The following is a 19,372-nucleotide window of genomic DNA, read 5'->3' as shown; positions in this document are numbered from 1 at the left end:
AGGACCTTGTATATCGAGCCCAAGGACAATTTCCCGGTCGAAGTGCTGCAACAGGCGAGCGGCCTCCGGGCACCACAGGCCCTGTCCCGGGCGCTCGACGTTCTGATCGCGTCGCTCGCGCTGCTGTTCTTCCTTCCGCTGTTCATCGTGATCGCCGTCGCGATCAAGTGCACGGACCCGGGGCCGGTCTTCTTCCGCCATCGCCGTGTGGGCCTGGGCGGGAGGACCTTCGGCTGCTGGAAGTTCCGATCGATGGTGATCGATGCCGAGGCCCGCCTCGAGCAGGTCCTGCGCAACGATCCCGAAGCCGCCCGCGAATGGGCCGAGAACCAGAAGCTCACCAACGATCCGCGCGTCACCGCGCTCGGCAATTTCCTGCGCCGTTCCAGCCTCGATGAACTGCCGCAGCTCTTCAACGTGCTGATGGGCGAGATGAGCATCGTCGGCCCGCGCCCGATCGTCGAGAACGAGGCTGCGCGTTACGGCCAGCACTTCGCGCTCTATTGCCTTGTGCGGCCGGGGATCACCGGCCTTTGGCAGATCTCGGGCCGCAGCGACATCCGCTACTTCGAGCGCGTGTTGCTCGATGTGCGCTACGTCAGCAGCCGCTCGATGATGCGCGACCTCAAGATCATCGTCCTCACCGTGCCGAGCGTCCTTGCCGCGCGCGGGTCGCGCTAGGTCCGCTCCGGGCGCGCGAGCCAGCGGCGCTCGAGGAACCACAGCGCTGCGCTGACCAGCAGCCAGCCGAGCCACCACGGCCATCCCGGCCCGCGCCGCTCCGGCACCTCCCCGTCGTCGTGCCCGCTCTGGGCGGCCGCCCAGCGGCGCGTCGCCATGGCGGTTTCGCGGGTCGTGATGCCCGCCACCGCGCCCTCGGGAAGGACGGCGAAGGCGAAGCTCCCGCCATCCTTGCGCCCGTCCTCAGCGATGTCGTGCACCCCTGCCTGCTGCGGCCAGAAGGCGGCGCAGCCGCGCGGCCCGGCATCGGGATCGAGCACGAGCGCCACCGTCTTGCCGTCAGGCCCCGTCACCCTAGCCGGTCCGGAAAGGCCGCAGATCGCGATCCGCTCGCCCTCGTGAACCAGCGGCGGCAAGTCGGGACGGAACGCGCCCTCGGCCCGTGCGACCGCGCTCACCGTATCGCTCCACCACTGGTAGTAGCGTTCGGCCTGCCCGTTGAGGACGAGCGCGAAGCTGTTGGCGAGAGTCCAGATCGCGACCCTCCCCTGCCCGCGCTGCTGCCACCCGGCGAGCAGCGCGCCGTCGGCATCGCGCACCGCAGGCACCAGAGCGGTCCCGCCGCGCAGCTGCCAACTGCCGAGTTCGGGCGCGGGGTCCTCGAAGCTGTTGAGATCGGCCGGAACATCCTCCGGGCCAGGCCCGCGCTGCACCGCAAGTGCCTCGGCATCGGCGGCGAGCGGCGGCAGCGACACCGAGGCGACCTCGCCGCCCCCCTCGACTGCGAGTCCGAGACTGCGCCAGTTCTCGCGCGAGGCGGCGGTGGCCGGGGCGGTCATGCGGATGACGACGCCGAGCCCGCCCGCGACGGCGTTCGCAAGCGCTGCTCGCCCGCCACTTCCCATTGCCATCAACGAACGGTCGTCGATGATCGCCACGTCGAGCTCGCGCAGGGTCGCTGCATCGAGACGCGCACCCCCATCGCCCAGATCGACCCCACCCCCCGCATCGAGGCGGCTCTGGAGGTCGATGCCGGAATCCTCGGCCCAGCGGCGCAGATACTTCGCTTCGGGCGAAGGCGCGGCGACCAGAAGCACACGCAGCGGCTCGGGTGCCGCCAGCGTGCGCAGCGGCACGGGCGTGTCCGAGACGATCTTCCGGTCGGCTCCGCGCAACCGCAAGGTGAAGAACGCAAGGCCCGGCGCGCGCGCGGTGCTGCCGAGGGTGAAGGCCCCGTCAGGCGCGATGGCGCGGCTGTCGACGCGGCGTCCGGCAGGATCGAGCAGCTCGGCTGTCCCGCCCGCCAGCCCTGCCGCCTCTCCCGCCAGCGCGAAGACCGAACCCGCAGGCGTGTCGGCAGGGGGATCGAGCCGCACCAGCCCGCGTGGACCGGGCAAGGGAGAGAAGCTCACCGGCAGGCCCGCATCCGCCTCGCGGTCGCGCGCGACAAGTCCGCGACCGACGATCCGCAGGCGCTGCACCTGGCGGTGACGGCGCAGCGCGGTGGCGAGATCGGGCACCCGCTCGGCCCCGGCCAGCGCCGGCGCCTCGGGCAGGGCCACGAGCCGCTCGCCCTGCCCTGCCCGCGTGTCCGCCGGAGTCTCGGCGGTGGCGACCACAAGGGTCTCCCCGCCGACCGGCAGGTGCGGCGGAAACAGGGCGAAATAGAGCAGAGCGCCGCTTGCGAGGCTCAGCACCGCCAACGCCGCCGCACGGGCATCGCGGCGGCGCCACAGCAGGCGAAGCGCCGCCACCAGCGCGCCGGCCGCGATCAGCACCGCGGCGAGGGTTTCAGGCGTCGCGGTCACCGCAGGGCCTCGAGGTATCGGCGTCCGAGCGCCCCGCCATCGGGGCGGCGGCGCACTGCGGCGGGCGGGCGGGTGAGCACCGTCCACAGCTGGCCGCGCAACGTCTCGCGAAGGGCCCGCGAGGCCGGCGCACCGCGCACCGCGTCGATCGCGGCCAGCACCGCCAGCGGGTCGCGGATCCGCCCGCTGTTGGCGCGCACCCAGCCTTCCAGCCCGTCGAGGTCGATCGCCCCGGGCTGCGACAGCGCCCGCCACGCGGTGGCCGGAACCGCATCCTCGATCGCGAAGGGGGTGAGGCTCGCGCCGCCGCCGACGATCCCTTCGCGCTTTCCGGTCATCCGCCGCGCCTGGTCGATCGGCGGCTGCCGCGATCCGATCTTGGGCAGGTAGATGCGGGTCGCCTGCTGCACCTGCTTGATGAAGTCGAGCGCCCTGTTCTCGAAGGGCAGCGCCGCCTCGGGACGGCCCGAGCGCAGGTTGAGCTCCGCCTCCCACATCGCATCGAGCGCCGCCTTGAGCAGCGCGCGCGTGTCCGGATCGAGCAGGGTTGCCGCCTCGCTCTCGTCATGGACATGGCCATATTCGGCGGTGATGTTGCCGAGAGCGCCGAACACCGGGCTTTCGGTCTCAGGGCCGTGATCGTGCCCGTCGCCGGGATGGTGATCGTGGCCGTGATCGTGACCGTCGCCGTCGTAATGCTCGCCCTGGTCGGGCGCATCCTTGTCCGCGGTCGGCATCGGCGGGCGCGGCGTCTCTTCGGCCTCCATCCCGACGAACTGGCCGTAGCGCAGGCGCAGCAGCCGCTGGTCGACCCCGATGGTGTCGGAACGCACAAGGAATTCGGCGGCGGACAGGCTCCGGCGCTGCCGGATCAGCGCCTCGGTGTCGATGATCACCTGCCGCTGGCTGCGGAAATAGGCGGGCATGACTTGCTTGGCCATCAGGTCGAGCCCCTCGGACTGGGGTGGATCGGGGACGGGATAGCGCAGGATCACGCCCGGCCCGCGCACCACCTGCGGACCAGGGGCGCGGGTGTCGGCGACGGTCAGCTGCGCCACCAGATCGCTCCCCGGCTCGAGCCCGAAAGCGGCGAGCGGCAGGTCGATGACGAAGCGCCGGCGTTTCGGATCTCCGGTGCCGGTGACGGTCCGGCTTCGCTCGGTGAAGGTCACGTTCTCGCCCTCGCCGATGGCGGTGGTGAGGGTCAGGCGGGCAAGCCGGTCGACCGCGTAATCATCGCTCGCCTCGAACACCACGCGCCAGCTGCGCTGGCCGGGCTTCATCATGACGAGACCGGAGGCGGGCTCCATCACCCTGACCTGAGGCGGTTCGTCGGCGACGGGTTCGAGCCGGTGCGCCGGCTGGGCGGCGCGCATGCCTTCGGCGGTGATCCGGTAGAGCGCCGGCACGTCGAGCCGCAGCGCGCCCGTCCACCCCTCCCCGCCCTGCGCCAGCGGGATGCGCTGGCCGCCCACCAGCTGCAACGCGGCGGACGAGGGCTGCGGGGAGAAGGCGAGCGTCCATTCGATCCGCGAACCGGCAGGCGCACGAACATCGAGGCCCGTCGCATAGCGCGGCGCGAGGCCGGTATAGGCGGGCGGCACGATGCGGATGCGCTGCCCGGTGAGGCGCGGCTCGCCCGGTGCCGCTGCGGTGACGGCGGTTGCAGGCGCGAGCGGCGGCGGCGCCCCGGCGCGCGCCTGCCAGACGAGGATGGCCGCGACCGCCGCGAGGCCCAGCGCCCAGGCCAGCGCAATGCGCCGCCGCGACCAGTCGTCGGCCAGGGCGGCGGGATCGAGTGCGTTGATGCGGGCGGCGATGCGCTCGGCCTGAAGCCGCTGGAGCGGGCCGAGATCGGCCTCGGCGAAGACCAGCGCGGAGCTGTCCTCGAACGCGGCGTCGCGGGCATCGAGGCGGCGCACAAGCCAGTCGCGGTCGAAGCGGCGGGCGGTGCGGAGCGCCTGCAAGCCGAGCGCGAAACAGCCCGCCACCAGCGCGATCGCCGCCGCGAGCACGCCCGCGATCGCCCAGCCCGCGAGGGCAAGCACCAGCACCGGCGCCCCCCACACCAGCAGGGTGTCGAGCACGGCGCGGCGGCGTGCGGGGGCGAGCCACTCCTGTGTCCGCAGCTCCCGGCTCATGCGGCGAACCTCCGCCGCCGGGTGGCGAGCACTCTTTCGGCGAGGAGGACGAGCGCGATCAGCACGGCCAGCCAGCCGGACAATTCGCGCGGGGGGAGCGGAAATGGGGCTGTCCCTGCGGCGGGCGCGAAGTCTTCCGCGCGGACCCGCGCGGGCGGCCGTGCCGGGGGTGAGACCAGTTCGCGCAGGCGCGCCGGGAAGCCGGCGTCCACCAGCGCGGGCATGGCTGCGGGCTCGAGCGGGCGGGTGAAGCGCAGCAGCCGCCCTTTCCCGAGCGTGCCGCCCTCCACCAGCGTCGCACCGGTGTCGCCGCGCCAGAGCGCCTCGCTCGCGGCGGGCATGGCGATTTCGGCGTCGCTGGCGAGCAGCGCGGTTCCGCCATCGCTCACCCAGTCGCTGACCGAGGCCGGGACCGGGCCGGGGACGAGCCAGACCAGCACGCTCCCGCGCGGGGGAAGCGCAAGGTCTGTGCCCGCCTCGAAGCGGGGCGTGTCGCTCCAAGCTGCCGCGGCGGCGCGGAAATAGCGGACCGCGCCGGCCTGATCCTGTGCGTGGCGCACCGCGAACGCGGGGCTTGCGGGCGCGATGGGCTTCGCCGCCGTCTCGCCGCCGTCGACGACCCGCCACGTGGCCTCGCGGGTCAGGCGCAGGGGCGCGGCGTCGACCCCTGCGAGCACCGGCGGCACGAGGATCGTCAGCGGCGCGCCCTGCGGCAGTTCGGCATCGAACTGGCGGATCAGGCTGGAGACCCCGGCAGGGCGAGGCGGCGCGCCCTCGCCCACCACCGGAAAGCCCGGCGCGATCCAGCGCAGCTCCGCCTCGGGCCCCGCGGCTGCGCGCGCGGCGGCGGCATCGACCCCGGGAGCAACCAGCACGCGCCTAGCATCGTCCTGCCACCCCAGCACCGCCGGGCGCGCCAGCAGCAGGGCGAGCAGGGCCACCAGCAGCAGGCGCAGGGCGAGCAGCAGCCATTCGTCGAAGCGCAGGCGGCGGCGCGGACGCGGGCGCGGATCGAGCCAGCGCAGCGCGGCGAAATCGAGCGGCACTTCCTCGGTCCGGCGGCGCAGGTGGACGAGCAGCGGCACGACCAGCGCCGCCAGTGCCGCGAGACCGAGCGGGGCGAGCAGCAGCGGCGTCACGCTGGGGGTGCCCCGCGCCCGAAGAAGACGTGCAGCGGGCGGTCGATCGCTTCGTCGAGGACGTATGCGGTATGGCGGATGCCCGCCGCATCGAGCCGCTCGGCGAGCGCGGCGCGTGCCTCGGCGAAACGCGCAAGGAAGCTGTCGCGCAGGGCCTTGCCGTCGCCGACCAGCGCCGCGCCGCTCTCCTGCTCGCGGAAGCGGTAGCCGCCGTCGAAGGGGAAATCGCGCTCCTCGACCGTCAGCAGCTGCACCGCCAGCACCTCGCGCCCGGCCTTGGCGAGGCGTTCGATCATGGCGTTCCCGCCCTCGTCGAAGCAGTCGGAGAGGAACAGCACGAGATCGTTGGGGCCGATGCGTTCCCACAGTGGGGCTAGGGTCGCGGGATCGGGAAAAGTGCCCGCGCTTTCGAGCCGCATGAGCTCGATCTGCATGCGTTCGAACTGCGCACGACCGCGGTGCGGATCGGCAACGACCAGCCCATGACCATGCAACGCGATCCATCCGAAGCGGTCACCCTGCATCAGGGCCAGCTGCGCGGTGCAAAGCGCCAGCAGCCGCGCCGCATCCATCCGTGACCAGTCGGGCCGCGCGCGGTCGGCCTGGGCCATCGAGGCGCTGGCGTCGATCAGCAGCCACACCGCGATCGGGCTTTCCTCCTCGGCCTCGCGGACGAAGAACTTGTCCGATCGGGCGAACAGCTTCCAGTCGATCCGGCGCGGCTCGTCGCCGGGCTCGTAGGCGCGGTACTGCGCGAATTCGAGGCCCGCACCCTTGTTGCGGCTGTGGTGCATGCCGAAGCCGCGGTCGCCCATGTCGCGCCGGGTGCGCAAGGCAAGCCGCTTCAACCGGCTGCGCACCTCGGGCGGGATCGTCAGCGGCGGGCGCGCCATCGGTCAGGCGGCGGGTGGCGGCAGGTGCGCCAGCAGCGCGGCAACCACGTCGTCGGCGCTCCGCCCCTCGGCCTCGGCGGCGAAGGAGAGCAGCAGGCGGTGGCGCAGCACCGGGGCGGCCAGCATCGCGATATCCTCGCGCGTGGCGGCAAGGCGCCCGTGGAGCAGCGCGCGGGCCTTGGCGCAGAGCACCAGGGCCTGCCCGGCGCGCGGCCCCGCACCCCAGCGCACATAGCTCGCCACATCGGCAGGCGCGGCCGGATCGCCGGGGCGGGTCGCGCGCACCAGCGTCGTGATCCAGCCGAGCAGGTCCTCGCTCAGATAGACCTCGCGCACCATCGCCTGGAGCGCCAGCACCTCATCGCCCTGCATCACGCAAGGCACGGCATCGCCCGCACTGCCGGTGGTGCGCGCGAGGATGTCGCGCTCCTCGGCGGCGGTCGGATAGCCGACCCGCACCAGCAGCAGGAAGCGGTCGAGCTGGGCTTCGGGCAGCGGATAGGTGCCGGCCTGTTCGAGCGGGTTCTGGGTCGCCAGCACGAAGAAGGGCCGCGGCAGCTGGTAGGTCTGCCCGCCATAGCTGACGGTCTTCTCCTGCATCGCCTCGAGCAGCGCGGCCTGCGTTTTCGGGGGCGTGCGGTTCAATTCGTCCGCCAGCAGCAGGTTGGTGAACACCGGCCCCTTCTGGAAGCGGAAGCTCCGGTGGCCGGTGCCGTGATCCTCCTCGAGCAGCTCGGTGCCGAGGATGTCGCTCGGCATCAGGTCGGGGGTGAACTGGACGCGCCGGAAATCGAGCGCCAGCGCCTCGCCCAGCGTGCGCACCAGCAGCGTCTTGCCCAGCCCCGGCACGCCTTCGAGCAGGCAATGCCCGCCCGCCAGCAGCCCGATCAGCAGCTGCTCGACCACGTCCTCCTGCCCGACGATCGCGGTGGCGATCGCGCGCCTGAGGTCGCCGAGCCGCGCCATCTGCCGATCGACCTGCGCCGCGTTCACGGGTTCCTGCTGAGCCACTGTGTCAAACCCTTCAATTGCTGAGCGCATACATGATGATGTTCACCCCGAAACGGGTGTTGTCCTCGGCGAGGAAGCGCTTGTTGCGCCAGTCGTAGTCCCACTCGCAGCCGTAGTCCTTGTTGCTGTAGAGCACGCCCAGACGGCCGTTGATGGTTATCCCCTTGAGGTAGTCGTGGATGAGGTCGTCGCCCCAGCCGTTCAATTCGAAGGAGGTCGCAGGCGGCCCGTCGAACTTGAAGAAGCTCGAATAGATCGGGTGGGTGTTGGGCAGCTTCTTCATCGCCTCGGCCCCGAAGATCCCCGCCATCTGCGCCTCGAAGGACTTGGCGAAAAGCCCGTCGATGTCGTGGTTGCAATCATCGACGAAGACGAAGCCGCCGTTCCTGACGTAGCGTTCGAAATTGCGGCGTTCGGCCTCGGAGAACTCGACCGCCTTATGCCCGGAGAGATAGCAGAAGGGGGCCGAGAGCATCCGCGGATCGTCGAGCGCCACGACATGCTCCTCGGGATCGACACGCAGGGTGGTGTAGTCGATCAGCGAGGTGATGAGGTTCGCCGGCATGCGCTGGTCGACGTTCCAGTCGCCCGAATTGTACTTGAGCCGGGTGAACCAGAAATCGTAGCCGCCCGCTGCCGCTCCGCCGGGGCGGCGCTGGGCGGAAGCCGGCAGCGCCCCCGCCGCCGCAGCAGCGAGGGCACCTGCCGCCAGGCGCAGAAAGCGGGCGCGGGTGATGGCCGTCCGGTTCACGCGCGCCCTGCCTTCATGCTGGGGCCTCAGACCGCGTCCGACAGCGAGGTGAAGGTGAAGTCGCGCACCTTGAGCGGCGGCACCATCAGGTTGCCGCCCTCGACGCGCACCGAGCGGCCCATTTCCTCGATGTTGTTGAGCATGATCACCGGGCTTTCGTTGAAGCGGAAGTTCTTGATCGGATACTTCAGCTGCCCGTTCTCGATGTAGAAGGTGCCGTCACGGGTCAGGCCGGTGAGCAGCACGGTCTGCGGGTCGACCATGCGGATGTACCAGGTGCGGGTCACGAGGATGCCGCGTTCGGTGCCGGCGATCAGGTCGGCGGTCGACTTGGTGCCGCCTTCCATGATCGTGTTGCCCCAGCCCGCGGTCTCCGGCTTGCCCTGCTTGGCGGCCCAGTAACGCGAGTATTCGAGGTTCGCGAGCTTGCCCTGATCGATGATCTTGACGCGTTCGCGCGGCAGGCCGTCGCCGTCCCACGGCAGCACCGGCACGACCGGGTGCCAGGGATCGGTGTACATGTTGACCCGCGGGTCCATGATCTGCTCGCCGATCTTGTTCCCGCCGCCCTGCTTGCTGAGGAAGCTGCGGCCCTCGTCGGCCGAGCGGGCGCTGAAGAAGTTCAGCATGAAGCTGACGAGGCCCGAGACCGCCGCGGGTTCGAGGATGACGGTGTACTTGCCGGGTTCGAGGGCGCGCGCATCGACCGAGGCGGCCGCCTTGCGCATCGCGATCTGCACGTCGGCGGCGGCATCGAAGCTGGCGATGTCCTTGACGTTGCTCGCCACCCAGCCCGATCCGCGCCCGTCCTCGGTGCGCACGGTGCAGGTGTAGTCGGCGACGGTCGACTTCTGGTAGCCGAAATTGCCGTTGGAATTGGCGTGGGCGAAGAAGGTGTGCCCGTCCTCGAGGAAGCCCGCCGCGATCAGCCCGCGTTCGCGGCACGGCAGGATCGAGGCCTCGGCGATCTTCGCGCGCGCCTCGGCGGTGAGCGCCGCGGTCGCCTCGCTGAAGGTCTCGGTCGGCCGGTAGGTCTGCTTGGCGACCGGCGGCATGTATTCCGGGTTCTCCGGCGCGAGCTTGGCGAGGTCCTCGGCGCGGCGCACCACGCGTTCGAGCGAGGCATCGTCGAACTGGTTGATCGAGGCCGTGCCCACGCGCTTGCCGAAGGCGACTTCGACGCCGAGCTGCACGTCGTCGACGATGCCCGAGGTGGAGATGTCGTTGCGGGCGAAGCGGACGTTGCCCTGGATGCCGCCGCCGAGCGTCGCGACGGTGTGGTCGGCGGTCGAGAAGCCGATCACCTTGTCGAGAATGGCCTTGGCTTCGCTTTCCGAAAGGATGCTCATGATCTGTGTCTCCTGCGCGCGCTTAGCCGAGCGACCGGGCGGTGTTGATGACGTTCACGCCGTCGAAGCGGGTGGTCGAGGAACCGTGGCTCACGGCCGAGACCTGGCTCGGCTGGCCCTTGCCGTCGAAGAAGGATCCGAACAGGCGGTAGTCGCTCTCGTCGCAGATCGCCGAGCAGGCGCCCCAGAATTCGGGGGTGCGCATCTGGTAGGCGACATCCTCGATCATCGGCCCGAGCTTGCCGTTCTTGATCTCGTAGAACACGGTCCCGCCGAACTGCGCGTTGTAGCGCTGCTGGTCGATCGAGAAGGAGCCGCGGCCCGAGATGTAGATGCCGTTGTCGACCCCGGCGATCATGTCGGCGGGCGAGAGCTTGGTCTTGCCCGGCGCGAGGCTGACGTTCGCCATGCGCTGGAACTGCACGGAGGACCAGCTGTCGGCATAGCAGCAGCCGTCGCTCTCGGTCTTGCCGACGATGTGCGCCTGATCGCGGATGGTCTGGTAGTCGACCAGCGTGCCGTCCTTGACGAGGTCCCAGCGCTTGCACTTCACGCCTTCATCGTCGTAGCCGACCGCGCCGAGGCTGCCGGGCTGCGTCTTGTCGGCGAAGAGGTTCACGATCTCGCTGCCGTACTTGAAGGCGGCGTCGCGCTTGTCGAGCGTGGCGAAGCTGGTGCCGGCGTAGTTCGCCTCGTAGCCCAGCACGCGGTCGAGCTCGAGCGGGTGGCCGACGCTCTCGTGGATCGTCAGGCCCAGGTGGTTGGGATCGAGCACGAGGTCGTACTTGCCCGGCTTGACCGAGGGCGCCTTGAGCTTTTCCTGCGCGTTCTGCGCGGCGGCGATGGCGTCTTCCTTCATGTCGTAGGAATTGCCGTAGGTGGTGAGCCCGTTGGGCAGGATGAACTTGTCCTCGGGCCGCCCATCCATGTACTCCCAGCCCAGCCCCATCGGCGCCGAGAGGCCCTCGCGCGAGCGGAACTTGCCGGTGGTCTTGTCGACCGCGGTGACGGTGATCGGCGCCCAGATGCGGTGCACGTCCTGGTCGATGTAGGACCCGTCGGTCGAGGCGAAGTATTTCTGCTCGTTGACGAGGAACAGCAGCGAGTTGACGAAGCTCGCGCCCGCAGAGAGCGCGGCGTCGTTGACGTCCATCAGCAGCGCGACCTTGTCGGCGATCGGAACGTCCATCGCGTTCTTCTTGATCGGGGTGCGCCAGCTCACCTCGCCCACGCCCGGAGTGGGGGCGAGCTGCACGGCGCTGGTCTGGATGCGGGCATTGGCCTTGGCGATCGCGGTCGCCTGCCGCGCGGCGGCGGCCACCGCGTCCTCGGTCATCACGTTGGTCGCGGCAAAGCCCCACGCGCCGTCGGCGATCACGCGCACGCCGGTGCCGGTGCTCTCGGTGTTGACGATGTTCTCGACATTGCGCTCACGCGTGATGACGAATTGGCGCAGGTAGCGCCCGACGCGCACGTCGCAATAGCTCGCGCCGGCCCCGGTCGCGGCGGAGAGCGCGGCATCGGCGAGGCGCTTCTTCACCGCCGCCTCGATCCCGTCCTTGAGCTGTTCGGCCGCGATCGCCTTGCCGAAGATGGAAGGCGTCAGCGCAACCCCCGTGAAGAAGGTGCTGAGCGCGAGAAAATCCCGTCTGTCCACGTGAAAACTCCCCTGACCGGCCGATCGTATCCTCCGGATGATCCGAAGCTTGCCCGGCGATGGCTGTGATGGAACATGATTGTGCCGAGCGATGTGCCCCCGGTCAAACCGTCAGGCGCACACGCCTGCGGCAGGTCCGGCAGAAAACAGCAGCGCGGCATCGCCCCGATTCCCGAGCACTAGCAACGCGCCGCAAGGGGATGGGCGGCACACACGACGAAGCGCCGGACTTAATCGACGAACATACCACCGGCGCAGGTCGGGGGTCGGCGGCGGGACGGCTTGCCAGACGCGCGCAAGGCGGTAGATGTAGCAGGCACTACATACTCTTCTACACCCTTTGCGAAGGACCGCGTCATGGCTGTGTTCCGCCTGTTCCTCCTCGCCTGCTTCTGCGCCATCAGCGGCTACACCGCCATCACCGTGTCGCGTCACGGATTCGATCTCCTGCCGGTGTTCTTCGGCGACATGGCGCGCATGGCGTGGCCGGGGCAGTTCAATTTCGACTTCCTGTGCTTCCTGCTGCTCTCCGGCCTGTGGGTCGCATGGCGTCACCGCTTCCGGCCCGCTGGGCTTGCACTGGGGCTGATCGCGGTGTTCGGGGGGATGCTGTTCCTGTCGGCCTATCTGCTCGTGGAGAGCTGGCGCACCCGCGGCGATGTCGCCGCCCTGCTGCTCGGACCGGAGCGTGCGGCGGGCTGAGACGGGAAACGCTGGAAAACTCCCCCGCCCGCCTTGGCGCGGGGGCCGCTGCGCCCCTATCCCGCCCCTGTGACGGAACGGATCGACATCGGGCGCGGGCCAGACGGGCAGACGATCGGAATCGATCTCGCGGAGCTGCTCGCCACGCGCCTGCTGGTGCAGGGCAATTCGGGCTCGGGCAAGTCGCACCTGCTGCGCCGCCTGCTGGAGGAATGCGCCGGGCAGGTGCAGCAGATCGTGATCGACCCCGAGGGCGATTTCGTCACGCTCGCGGACGCATTCGGCCACGTGGTGATCGACGCAGGTGCCTATTCCCCGCGCGAGATCGAGGCGCTCGCCCTTCGCGTGCGCCAGCACCGCGCCTCGGTGGTGCTCGCGCTCGACGAGCTCGAGGTCGAGGCCCAGATCCGCTGCGCCGCGCTGTTTCTGACAGCCCTGTTCGATGCCCCGCGCGAGCACTGGTATCCGGCGCTGGTGGTGGTCGACGAGGCGCAGATGTTCGCCCCCGCCGCCGCGGGCGAGATGAACGACGAGGTGCGCCGTCTGACGCTCGCGGCGATGACCAACCTGATGTGCCGGGGCAGAAAGCGCGGCCTTGCCGGGATCGTCGCCACCCAGCGCCTCGCCAAACTCGCCAAGAATGTCGCGGCCGAGGCGAGCAACTTCCTGATGGGGCGCACTTTCCTCGACATCGACATGGCCCGCGCCGCGGACCTCCTCGGCATGGACCGGCGCCAGGCGGAGCGCATCCGCGATCTTCGCCGGGGGCAGTTCCTCGGCCTCGGCCCGGCGATCAGCCGCCGGCCGGTGGCGGTCGATGTCGGCAGCGTGCGCACCGCAGGCCGGGGCGGCGGACAGGGGTTGATCCCGCTTCCCGAGGCCGCCGAAGGGGCGATGGAGGCCCTGCTGACCGACCGCCTGACAGAGGCCGCCGCGCAACCCCAGCCCGCGCGCCGCGCACCGCCCGCCCCGCCCCCGCGCGCCGATCTCGAGGAACGGCTGACCGCGCCGCGCGACCTGCCGGAGGTGACGCCTGCACCCGAGCCGCCGGCAGAGCGCCCCGCTCCTGCTCCTGCCTCTGCTCCTCCGCCGTCGCCACCCGCCGCAGCAGGCGCTGGCGCGGACGTGGAGGCGATCGTGCGCGACATCGCGCTGGCCGAGGGGGCCGCCTTTCGCCCGGCGGCGGCCTGCTTCCGCGACTTCGCGATCCGCTGCCGCCAGCAGGGCGTGGCTTCCGCCCATATCGACCTGCCCCGCTTCCGGCGCATGTTCGCCTTCGCGATCAGCGGCCTCGATCGCCTCGACGAGTCAGTCCGCGGACCCATCGCCGCCGCCGCCGAGGGTGTCGAGGAGGATGTTCTCGCCCCCTACCTCGCGATCCTCATCGCCGCCGCCACCGGCACCGCCATGCCCGGCGAGGAGGAGCTCGGCCGCCTCTACGGCAGCGCCTCGCCCAGCCGCGTGCGGCGGCTGCTCGACCATCTCGAACGCCAGGGGCTGATCGTCGTGCGCGAGGATTTCGGTGGCGAACGCTCGATCAGCGTGCCGCAGGTGCCCGCCGCCGCATGATGGGTTGCATTTGACAATTCATTGCGTCCCTCGCAGTCTGGGGCGCAGGAGAGAGAGGCTCTCGAAGGGGATCATTCGATGCAAGCGCAAATTCTCGCGCCCGCCGCCGTGCTGGTGGTGTGGTCGCTGATCATGTGTTTCTGGATGGCGGGCGTGCGCCTGCCGGCGATGAAGAAGGCCGGGATCGACATGGATAACCGCCCGGGCGGGCGCGGTCAGGATCTTGAAGGGGTGCTCGAGCCGAAGGTCAACTGGCCCGCGCACAACTATGCGCACCTGATGGAGCAGCCCACGGTGTTCTATCCCGCCGTGGTGATCCTCGCGATCATGGGCGCGGGCGCGCTCGATGTGGCGCTTGCCTGGGCCTATGTCGGGCTGCGCATCCTCCATTCGATCTGGCAGGCGACCGTGAACAAGGTGCCGGTGCGCTTCCTGCTGTTCCTCGTCTCCACTCTGGCGCTGCTGGTGCTGGCGATCCGCGCCGTGATCGCAACCGCCCTCGCCGACCCTTCCGCCCTTCCCGCCTGAGGAGATGAACATGATCGGTATGGACATTCTGAAGCCCGTCGTGGTGCTGCTGGGCTGGACGATGGTGATGTGGCTGTGGATGTACGCGACGCGCATCCCGGCGATGCTGCAGGCGGGGATCGACGCCAAGGGCCTGGTCGGCACCACCGGCGCATCGCTGCGCGCGCAGCTGCCCGAGCGGGTGAGCTGGAAGGCGGACAACTACAACCACCTGCACGAGGCGCCTACCCTGTTCTATGCGGTGGCGATCGTGCTCGCGGTGATCGGGCACGGCGACGGGCTGAACGCCACCATCGCCTGGGCCTATGTGGGCCTTCGGATCGCGCACTCGGTGGTGCAGGCGACGATCAACAAGGTGGCGCTGCGCTTCGCCCTCTTCGCGCTCTCAAGTGTGGCGTTGATGGTGCTGATTTTCCACGCGATCATTCCCGTGTTCGATCTGCACCTGCACGGCTGAGACGGGCGGGCGGCGGATCATTCCGCCGCCTCGGCCTCCTGCACCGCATGCGCGCGCGAGGCGAGCCAGCGCTCGGCGTCGAGTGCGGCCATGCAGCCCATCCCCGCCGCCGTCACCGCCTGGCGATAGACGTGATCGGTCACATCGCCCGCCGCGAAGACGCCCGGGATCGCGGTCTTGGGGGTGCCCGGTTCGGTGAGCAGGTAGCCGCTCTCGTCCATCGGCAGCTTGCCCACGAAGAGCGAGGTCGCCGGCGCATGGCCGATGGCGACGAAGGCGCCGTCGGTCTCGAGCGTGCTCGCCTCGCCCGTCACCGTGTCGGTCAGGGCGAGGTGGTGGAGCATCCCGTTCTCACCCGCCTCGAAGCTGTCCACCGCCTTGTTCCAGAGCACGGTGATCTTGGGGTTGGCGAAGAGCCGCTCCTGCAGGATCTTCTCCGCGCGCAGGCTGTCGCGGCGGTGGATAAGGGTGACGTTGTCGGAGTGGTTGGTGAGGTAGAGCGCCTCTTCCACGGCGGTGTTGCCCCCGCCGATCACCGCGACGCGCTTGCCGCGGTAGAAGAACCCGTCGCAGGTCGCGCAGGCCGAAACGCCCTTGCCGCCAAGGGCCTGCTCGCCGGGCACGCCGAGCCACTTGGCCTGCGCGCCGGTGCAGATCACCACGCAATCGGCAATGTATTCGTCCCCGCTGTCGCCGATCGCGCGGAAGGGGGAGCCGTTTTCCAGATCGACGCTGACGATCGTGTCCCAGATCATGCGCGTGCCCACATGCTCGGCCTGGGCGCGCATTTCCTCCATCAGCCACGGGCCCTGCACCACGTCGCGGAAGCCCGGGTAGTTCTCGACATCGGTGGTGATGGTGAGCTGGCCGCCGGGCTGAAGTCCTTGAACGACAATGGGTTCCAGCATCGCGCGCGCGGCGTAGATCGCGGCGGAATAGCCGGCGGGGCCGGAGCCGATGATGAGCATCTTGGTGGTGTGAGTGGCCATGTCTGCGGTGCCTTTGCGCGCGAATCTCAGGGCGGGGATATGGGGTCTGGGCGGGCGATTGTCACGCCACCAGCTTGGCGCGCAGGCGCTCTTTTCTTTGCTCGTCCACACCCAAAATTGTCGCCAGATAGGCGTCGAGCGAACCGTGATCCGCTGTCACCTTCGCGATGTAAGTATCGATATATTCCGGCAGAACTCCCATCAGGTTGTGCAAGGCCTCGGGTTCGATCGCGCCGTAGTGCGCCTGCATCCGGGGGAGCGACTGGCGCTCGAGGATGGCGCGGGTCGGCGCTTCGTTGGTGAGCAGGAATTCCGCCACGATATCATCGTGATGCACGCCGAGCACGTGGAGCAGGAGGCTGGCGGCGATGCCGGTGCGATCCTTGCCGGCGAAGCAGTGCACCAGGCTGGCCCCGTCGTTCTCGTCCAAGGCCTTGAAATAGCGGCTGAAGATGTCGATCATCGCGGGATTGACCGGCATCCGGGTATAGACCGCCAGCATCCGTTCCCGCGCCTTTTCAGGCGTCATCACCACGCGCCCGCCCCCGCCTTCGTGCGGCGGGGAGTTCGTCGTTTCTCCATCATGGGCAATGACTTGCGCGGCGAAGCTCGGATGGCGTCTGCACGGAAAACCCTCGCGCTCGCTGGTGCCGCGCAGGTCGATCACGGTGCGGATGTCGAGTGCGTGGAGGAGGTCGAGGTCGGGGTCGGACGCCTCCATGTGCTGGCCCGAGCGCAGCAGCACCCCCGTCCGCACCCGCCCGCCGCCCGGCACCGCATAGCCGCCATAATCCCTAAGATTATGAATGCCTTGCGTGACGTAGAAGGGGCCGATGCGGGCGCCGGGCAGGAAGTCGTAGGTCTGCTGGTAACCGATCTCGACGCCCTTCATCGTGCCGTCCTGGCGGTTGTCGGGGCCGTTGACCTCGACATCGAGATCGACCCCGCCCGGGCTGACGAAGTTGACCAGATCGACCCCGTTGTTGACGATCCCCTTGATGTCCTTGACGAAGCCCGAGATCGTCAGCGAGCCGACGCGGTCGAAATACCATTCGAGCGAGAGGTCGTAGTTCCAGCTTGCGATCGGCCGCAGGTTGCGGTTGCCGGTGAACAGCTGGAACAGCGGCCCGGTCTCCAGCGTCCCCTCGGAGCGCAGGTCGCCGGTGTTGTCGCCGATCCCGCCGCCCGAGCGGAAGGCCGCAAGGTCGGGGCGCGAGATGCCCTTGGAGACGGCGGCGCGGAACAGCAGGCCGTTGCCGGTGTCGAGCAGGGCGTTGAAGCTCGGCAGCCAGTTCTCGAAGGTCACCGCGCGATCGTCGAGCACGATTTCCCCGGTGTGCGCCGCCGCGAACTCGGCAAGGCGTCCTTGCGAAAGGCTGCAGAACGCCGGTCGCTGGTCGGCGGGCAGCTGTGCTGCGCGGCCGCAGGCGGCGGTCACTTCCGAGAGTTGCGCGATCCCGTCGCCGTTGCCGCCCGAGCTCGGATCATCGAAGAAGAACGGGTTGGGGAAGCCGATGAGGCCTGCCGCCACGACTTCGGTTTCGACATAGCGCAGGCCGAAATTGCCCGACAGCTTCCAGCCATTGCCGAAGTCCGTGCCGTAATCGACCCGGGCATAGGCGGCCTTGGTGGTCTCGGCGACGGTGCTGATCTCGTTCTCGCAGAAGGGCGTGCACGGCGTGCTCTGCCCCGTCACCGCATTGGTGAAGCTGCGGTTCTGCACACCGAAGAACGGGTTGGGCGTCTGCGAGAAGGTGTTGATCAGCCCGGCCTGACGCGCGGAATCGCCCGCGAGATACTCCTTGAGGAAGCTGTCCGCCCCGAAGAAGTGCGCCCCGCCCGGCAGCGGCGCAGGGGCATTGCCGCGCTGGAAGCCGTTGTCGAACGGCGCGCGCAGGTTGGCGAAGGCCGGGAAGTCGTCGACGAAAGCGCCGCCGCCGATCGCGAATTCCTGCCCCGGAAGACCGGTGAAATAGCGGCCCGGCTGGAACCCGCCCGTGGCGGCGCAGCCCGGCCCGGCATTCCACGGCGCGCAGCCCGCACGGCCCGCCCAGGGCGCCGACAGGTTGCCCCAGGTGCTGAAGTTGGTGTCACGGGTGGTCTGGTCGCGCTCCGACCAGCGGGCGCCGAACTTGACCTGCTTGAAGAACCCTTCGTCGCTGATGTCGTATTCGGCATCGAAGCGCAGCGTGTTGAGGTCACCCTCGTTGCGCGCGATGCTGTCGAGCAGGAACCAGTAATAGGTGTTCCGCCCCGAGGTGAAGTAGTCCGCCGGCGCGCCTGGAGGAGCAAGGAACTGCACCTGCGGCACCTTGCCGCTCATGTCGAGATCGATGTTCGCCCAGGTCGACATGGTGCCGATGATCGAATCCTGCCGCAGGTCGGATTCGATGTGCTGCGCCTCGAAATTGACGCGGAAGCGGTCGGTGATGCTCCAGTCGATGTCGATCGAGAGATCCTGCGTCATCGCCCGGGTCTCGCGCTCGAAGCGCAGCAGTTCCAGCGGGATGCCGCCGCGGCCGAAGGGGTTCGCATAGGCATCGCCGATGCGCTGGCTCAGCACGCCGCGCTGGAAGATGCCGTTGCTGTCGAATTCCCACGTGCTGCCCGCCGCCGGGACCGGGAACAGCGCATCGTCGTTGACGAGCGCGATCGCCGCATTCTCCTTGGTGAAGAAGGTGGTGTCGGCGCGCAGCCATTCGGCGGTGACGACGAAGCTGCGGTCGGGGCTCTCGTACTGGATGATGCCCGAGATCGCCTCGCGGTCGCGCTCGAGGTCGGTGGTGCGCACGCCAGCGCCCTTGGGCACGACCAGTGCGCCGGCGGGCGGGAAGTTGTCGGGGCCGAAGACCGGCGCGCCGCCGAAGCCGCCGCTGCCCACCGGCCGCACGCGCAGGCACGCACCGGTGAGGTTGTTGGCGCGGTAGCAGGGATCGCCGACCTGCGAGGCATCGGTGCGGCTGATCAGCTCCGAGCGCGCATAGCCGAGCTGGAGGCCGAGCGTGCCCGCATCTGTCTCCCAGGTGGTCGAACCGAGCACCGAGCCGCCGGGCGACCACTGTTCGGCAAGATCGCCGACATTGGCTTCCAGCGTGCCCGCGATGTGCGTGCCGGGCCGGTCGAGCGGCTTGCGGGTGACGAGGTTGACCGTGCCGGCGATCCCGCCCTCGACCATGTCGGCGGTGAGGTTCTTGAACACCTCGACCCGGCCGAGCAGTTCGGGCGAGACCTCGTTGAAGTTGAGAACGGTCCCACCATTGGCCGAGAAGATGTCGCGGCCATTGAGTTCGGAACGTACGAAGTTGAGGCCGCGGATGATCACGCCGGTGCCCTCGACCGAGAAGCGGTCGGGGTCGGAGGGCTTCTCGAAGCGACCGATATTGACGCCGGGCACGCGCTGGAGGGCCTCGGCCACGGAGCGGTCGGGCAGCGCGCCGATGTCCTCGGCGGTGATCACGTCGACGAAGGTGTCGGCATCGCGCTTGATGTTCTGGGCCGACTGCAGCGAGGCGCGGAAGCCGGTGACGACGATGGTGGCTTCGTCCTCCTCGGCGGCGGGCGCTTCGGCCTCCGGCTCGCCCGAGTCCTGGGCCAGCGCGGGGCTGGCGGCGGCAATCGCCAGTGCGGAGGCGGTGCCGAGGGCGAACAGGCGCCGGCGCGGCGCAGGCTGTGCGATGGTCATGATGTGTCGTCTCTC

15 protein-coding genes are annotated in these 19,372 nt (G+C 69.6%); 5 read left to right on the top strand and 10 right to left on the bottom strand.

Features of this window, described 5'->3' with window-relative positions; all coding sequences use genetic code 11:
• Nucleotides 1–6: 6 nt before the first annotated feature.
• Nucleotides 7–681: a sugar transferase gene (locus ACMX37_RS05595; protein WP_483147896.1), complete on the top strand. Its 675-nt coding sequence runs from the start codon at nt 7–9 to the stop codon at nt 679–681.
• Here the strand turns inward: ACMX37_RS05595 and ACMX37_RS05590 are convergent.
• The 8 genes from ACMX37_RS05590 to ACMX37_RS05555 are packed head-to-tail and all read right to left on the bottom strand — an operon-like array spanning nt 678 to nt 11,430.
• On the bottom strand, nt 678–2,489 hold the full coding sequence (locus tag ACMX37_RS05590) for a carboxypeptidase regulatory-like domain-containing protein (RefSeq protein WP_483147895.1): 1,812 nt from the start codon (nt 2,487–2,489) through the stop codon (nt 678–680). The genes ACMX37_RS05595 and ACMX37_RS05590 overlap by 4 nt on opposite strands.
• The gene (locus ACMX37_RS05585) at nt 2,486–4,630 is read right to left on the bottom strand and encodes a DUF4175 family protein (RefSeq protein WP_483147894.1); all 2,145 of its coding nucleotides are present in this window, start codon (nt 4,628–4,630) and stop codon (nt 2,486–2,488) included. The genes ACMX37_RS05590 and ACMX37_RS05585 overlap by 4 nt, the downstream gene beginning before the upstream one ends.
• Complete coding sequence (locus ACMX37_RS05580) at nt 4,627–5,769, bottom strand: BatA domain-containing protein (protein ID WP_483147893.1); 1,143 nt, start codon at nt 5,767–5,769, stop codon at nt 4,627–4,629. The genes ACMX37_RS05585 and ACMX37_RS05580 overlap by 4 nt, the downstream gene beginning before the upstream one ends.
• Entirely contained in the window at nt 5,766–6,662 is an 897-nt protein-coding gene (locus ACMX37_RS05575) for a DUF58 domain-containing protein (RefSeq protein ID WP_483147892.1), read from the bottom strand. The genes ACMX37_RS05580 and ACMX37_RS05575 overlap by 4 nt, the downstream gene beginning before the upstream one ends.
• 3 nt (nt 6,663–6,665) lie before the next feature.
• Nucleotides 6,666–7,628, bottom strand: coding sequence for an AAA family ATPase (locus ACMX37_RS05570; protein WP_233996961.1), 963 nt, complete (start codon nt 7,626–7,628; stop codon nt 6,666–6,668).
• Between the two features lie 58 nt (nt 7,629–7,686).
• Complete coding sequence (locus tag ACMX37_RS05565) at nt 7,687–8,424, bottom strand: DUF4159 domain-containing protein (protein WP_483147891.1); 738 nt, start codon at nt 8,422–8,424, stop codon at nt 7,687–7,689.
• Between the two features lie 26 nt (nt 8,425–8,450).
• Nucleotides 8,451–9,773, bottom strand: a complete 1,323-nt coding sequence (locus ACMX37_RS05560; RefSeq protein WP_088914722.1) for a TldD/PmbA family protein — start codon at nt 9,771–9,773, stop codon at nt 8,451–8,453.
• A 22-nt stretch (nt 9,774–9,795) separates the two neighbouring features.
• Nucleotides 9,796–11,430: a TldD/PmbA family protein gene (locus ACMX37_RS05555; protein ID WP_483147890.1), complete on the bottom strand. Its 1,635-nt coding sequence runs from the start codon at nt 11,428–11,430 to the stop codon at nt 9,796–9,798.
• 357 nt (nt 11,431–11,787) lie between these two features.
• Between ACMX37_RS05555 and ACMX37_RS05550 the strand changes: the two genes are divergently transcribed.
• From ACMX37_RS05550 to ACMX37_RS05535, 4 genes are all read left to right on the top strand, one after another.
• Entirely contained in the window at nt 11,788–12,132 is a 345-nt protein-coding gene (locus tag ACMX37_RS05550; RefSeq protein WP_483147889.1) for a hypothetical protein, read from the top strand.
• Between the two features lie 69 nt (nt 12,133–12,201).
• A complete protein-coding gene (locus ACMX37_RS05545) occupies nt 12,202–13,701 on the top strand; it encodes a helicase HerA domain-containing protein (RefSeq protein ID WP_483147888.1) in 1,500 nt (499 codons plus the stop codon).
• Nucleotides 13,702–13,779: 78 nt separating this feature from the next.
• Nucleotides 13,780–14,229, top strand: a complete 450-nt coding sequence (locus ACMX37_RS05540; RefSeq protein WP_483147887.1) for an MAPEG family protein — start codon at nt 13,780–13,782, stop codon at nt 14,227–14,229.
• 10 nt (nt 14,230–14,239) lie between these two features.
• Nucleotides 14,240–14,686, top strand: coding sequence for an MAPEG family protein (locus ACMX37_RS05535; protein ID WP_483147886.1), 447 nt, complete (start codon nt 14,240–14,242; stop codon nt 14,684–14,686).
• Nucleotides 14,687–14,703: 17 nt separating this feature from the next.
• Here the strand turns inward: ACMX37_RS05535 and trxB are convergent, their stop codons facing one another.
• Nucleotides 14,704–15,675, bottom strand: a complete 972-nt coding sequence (gene trxB, locus ACMX37_RS05530; protein ID WP_483147885.1) for a thioredoxin-disulfide reductase — start codon at nt 15,673–15,675, stop codon at nt 14,704–14,706.
• A 61-nt stretch (nt 15,676–15,736) separates the two neighbouring features.
• The gene (locus ACMX37_RS05525) at nt 15,737–19,357 is read right to left on the bottom strand and encodes a TonB-dependent receptor (RefSeq protein WP_483147884.1); all 3,621 of its coding nucleotides are present in this window, start codon (nt 19,355–19,357) and stop codon (nt 15,737–15,739) included.
• Between the last annotated feature and the right edge of the window lie 15 nt (nt 19,358–19,372).

The sequence above is a fragment of the Porphyrobacter sp. THAI-01a genome (genome assembly GCF_056868655.1).
This window is presented reverse-complemented; position numbering and strand designations above follow the sequence as displayed.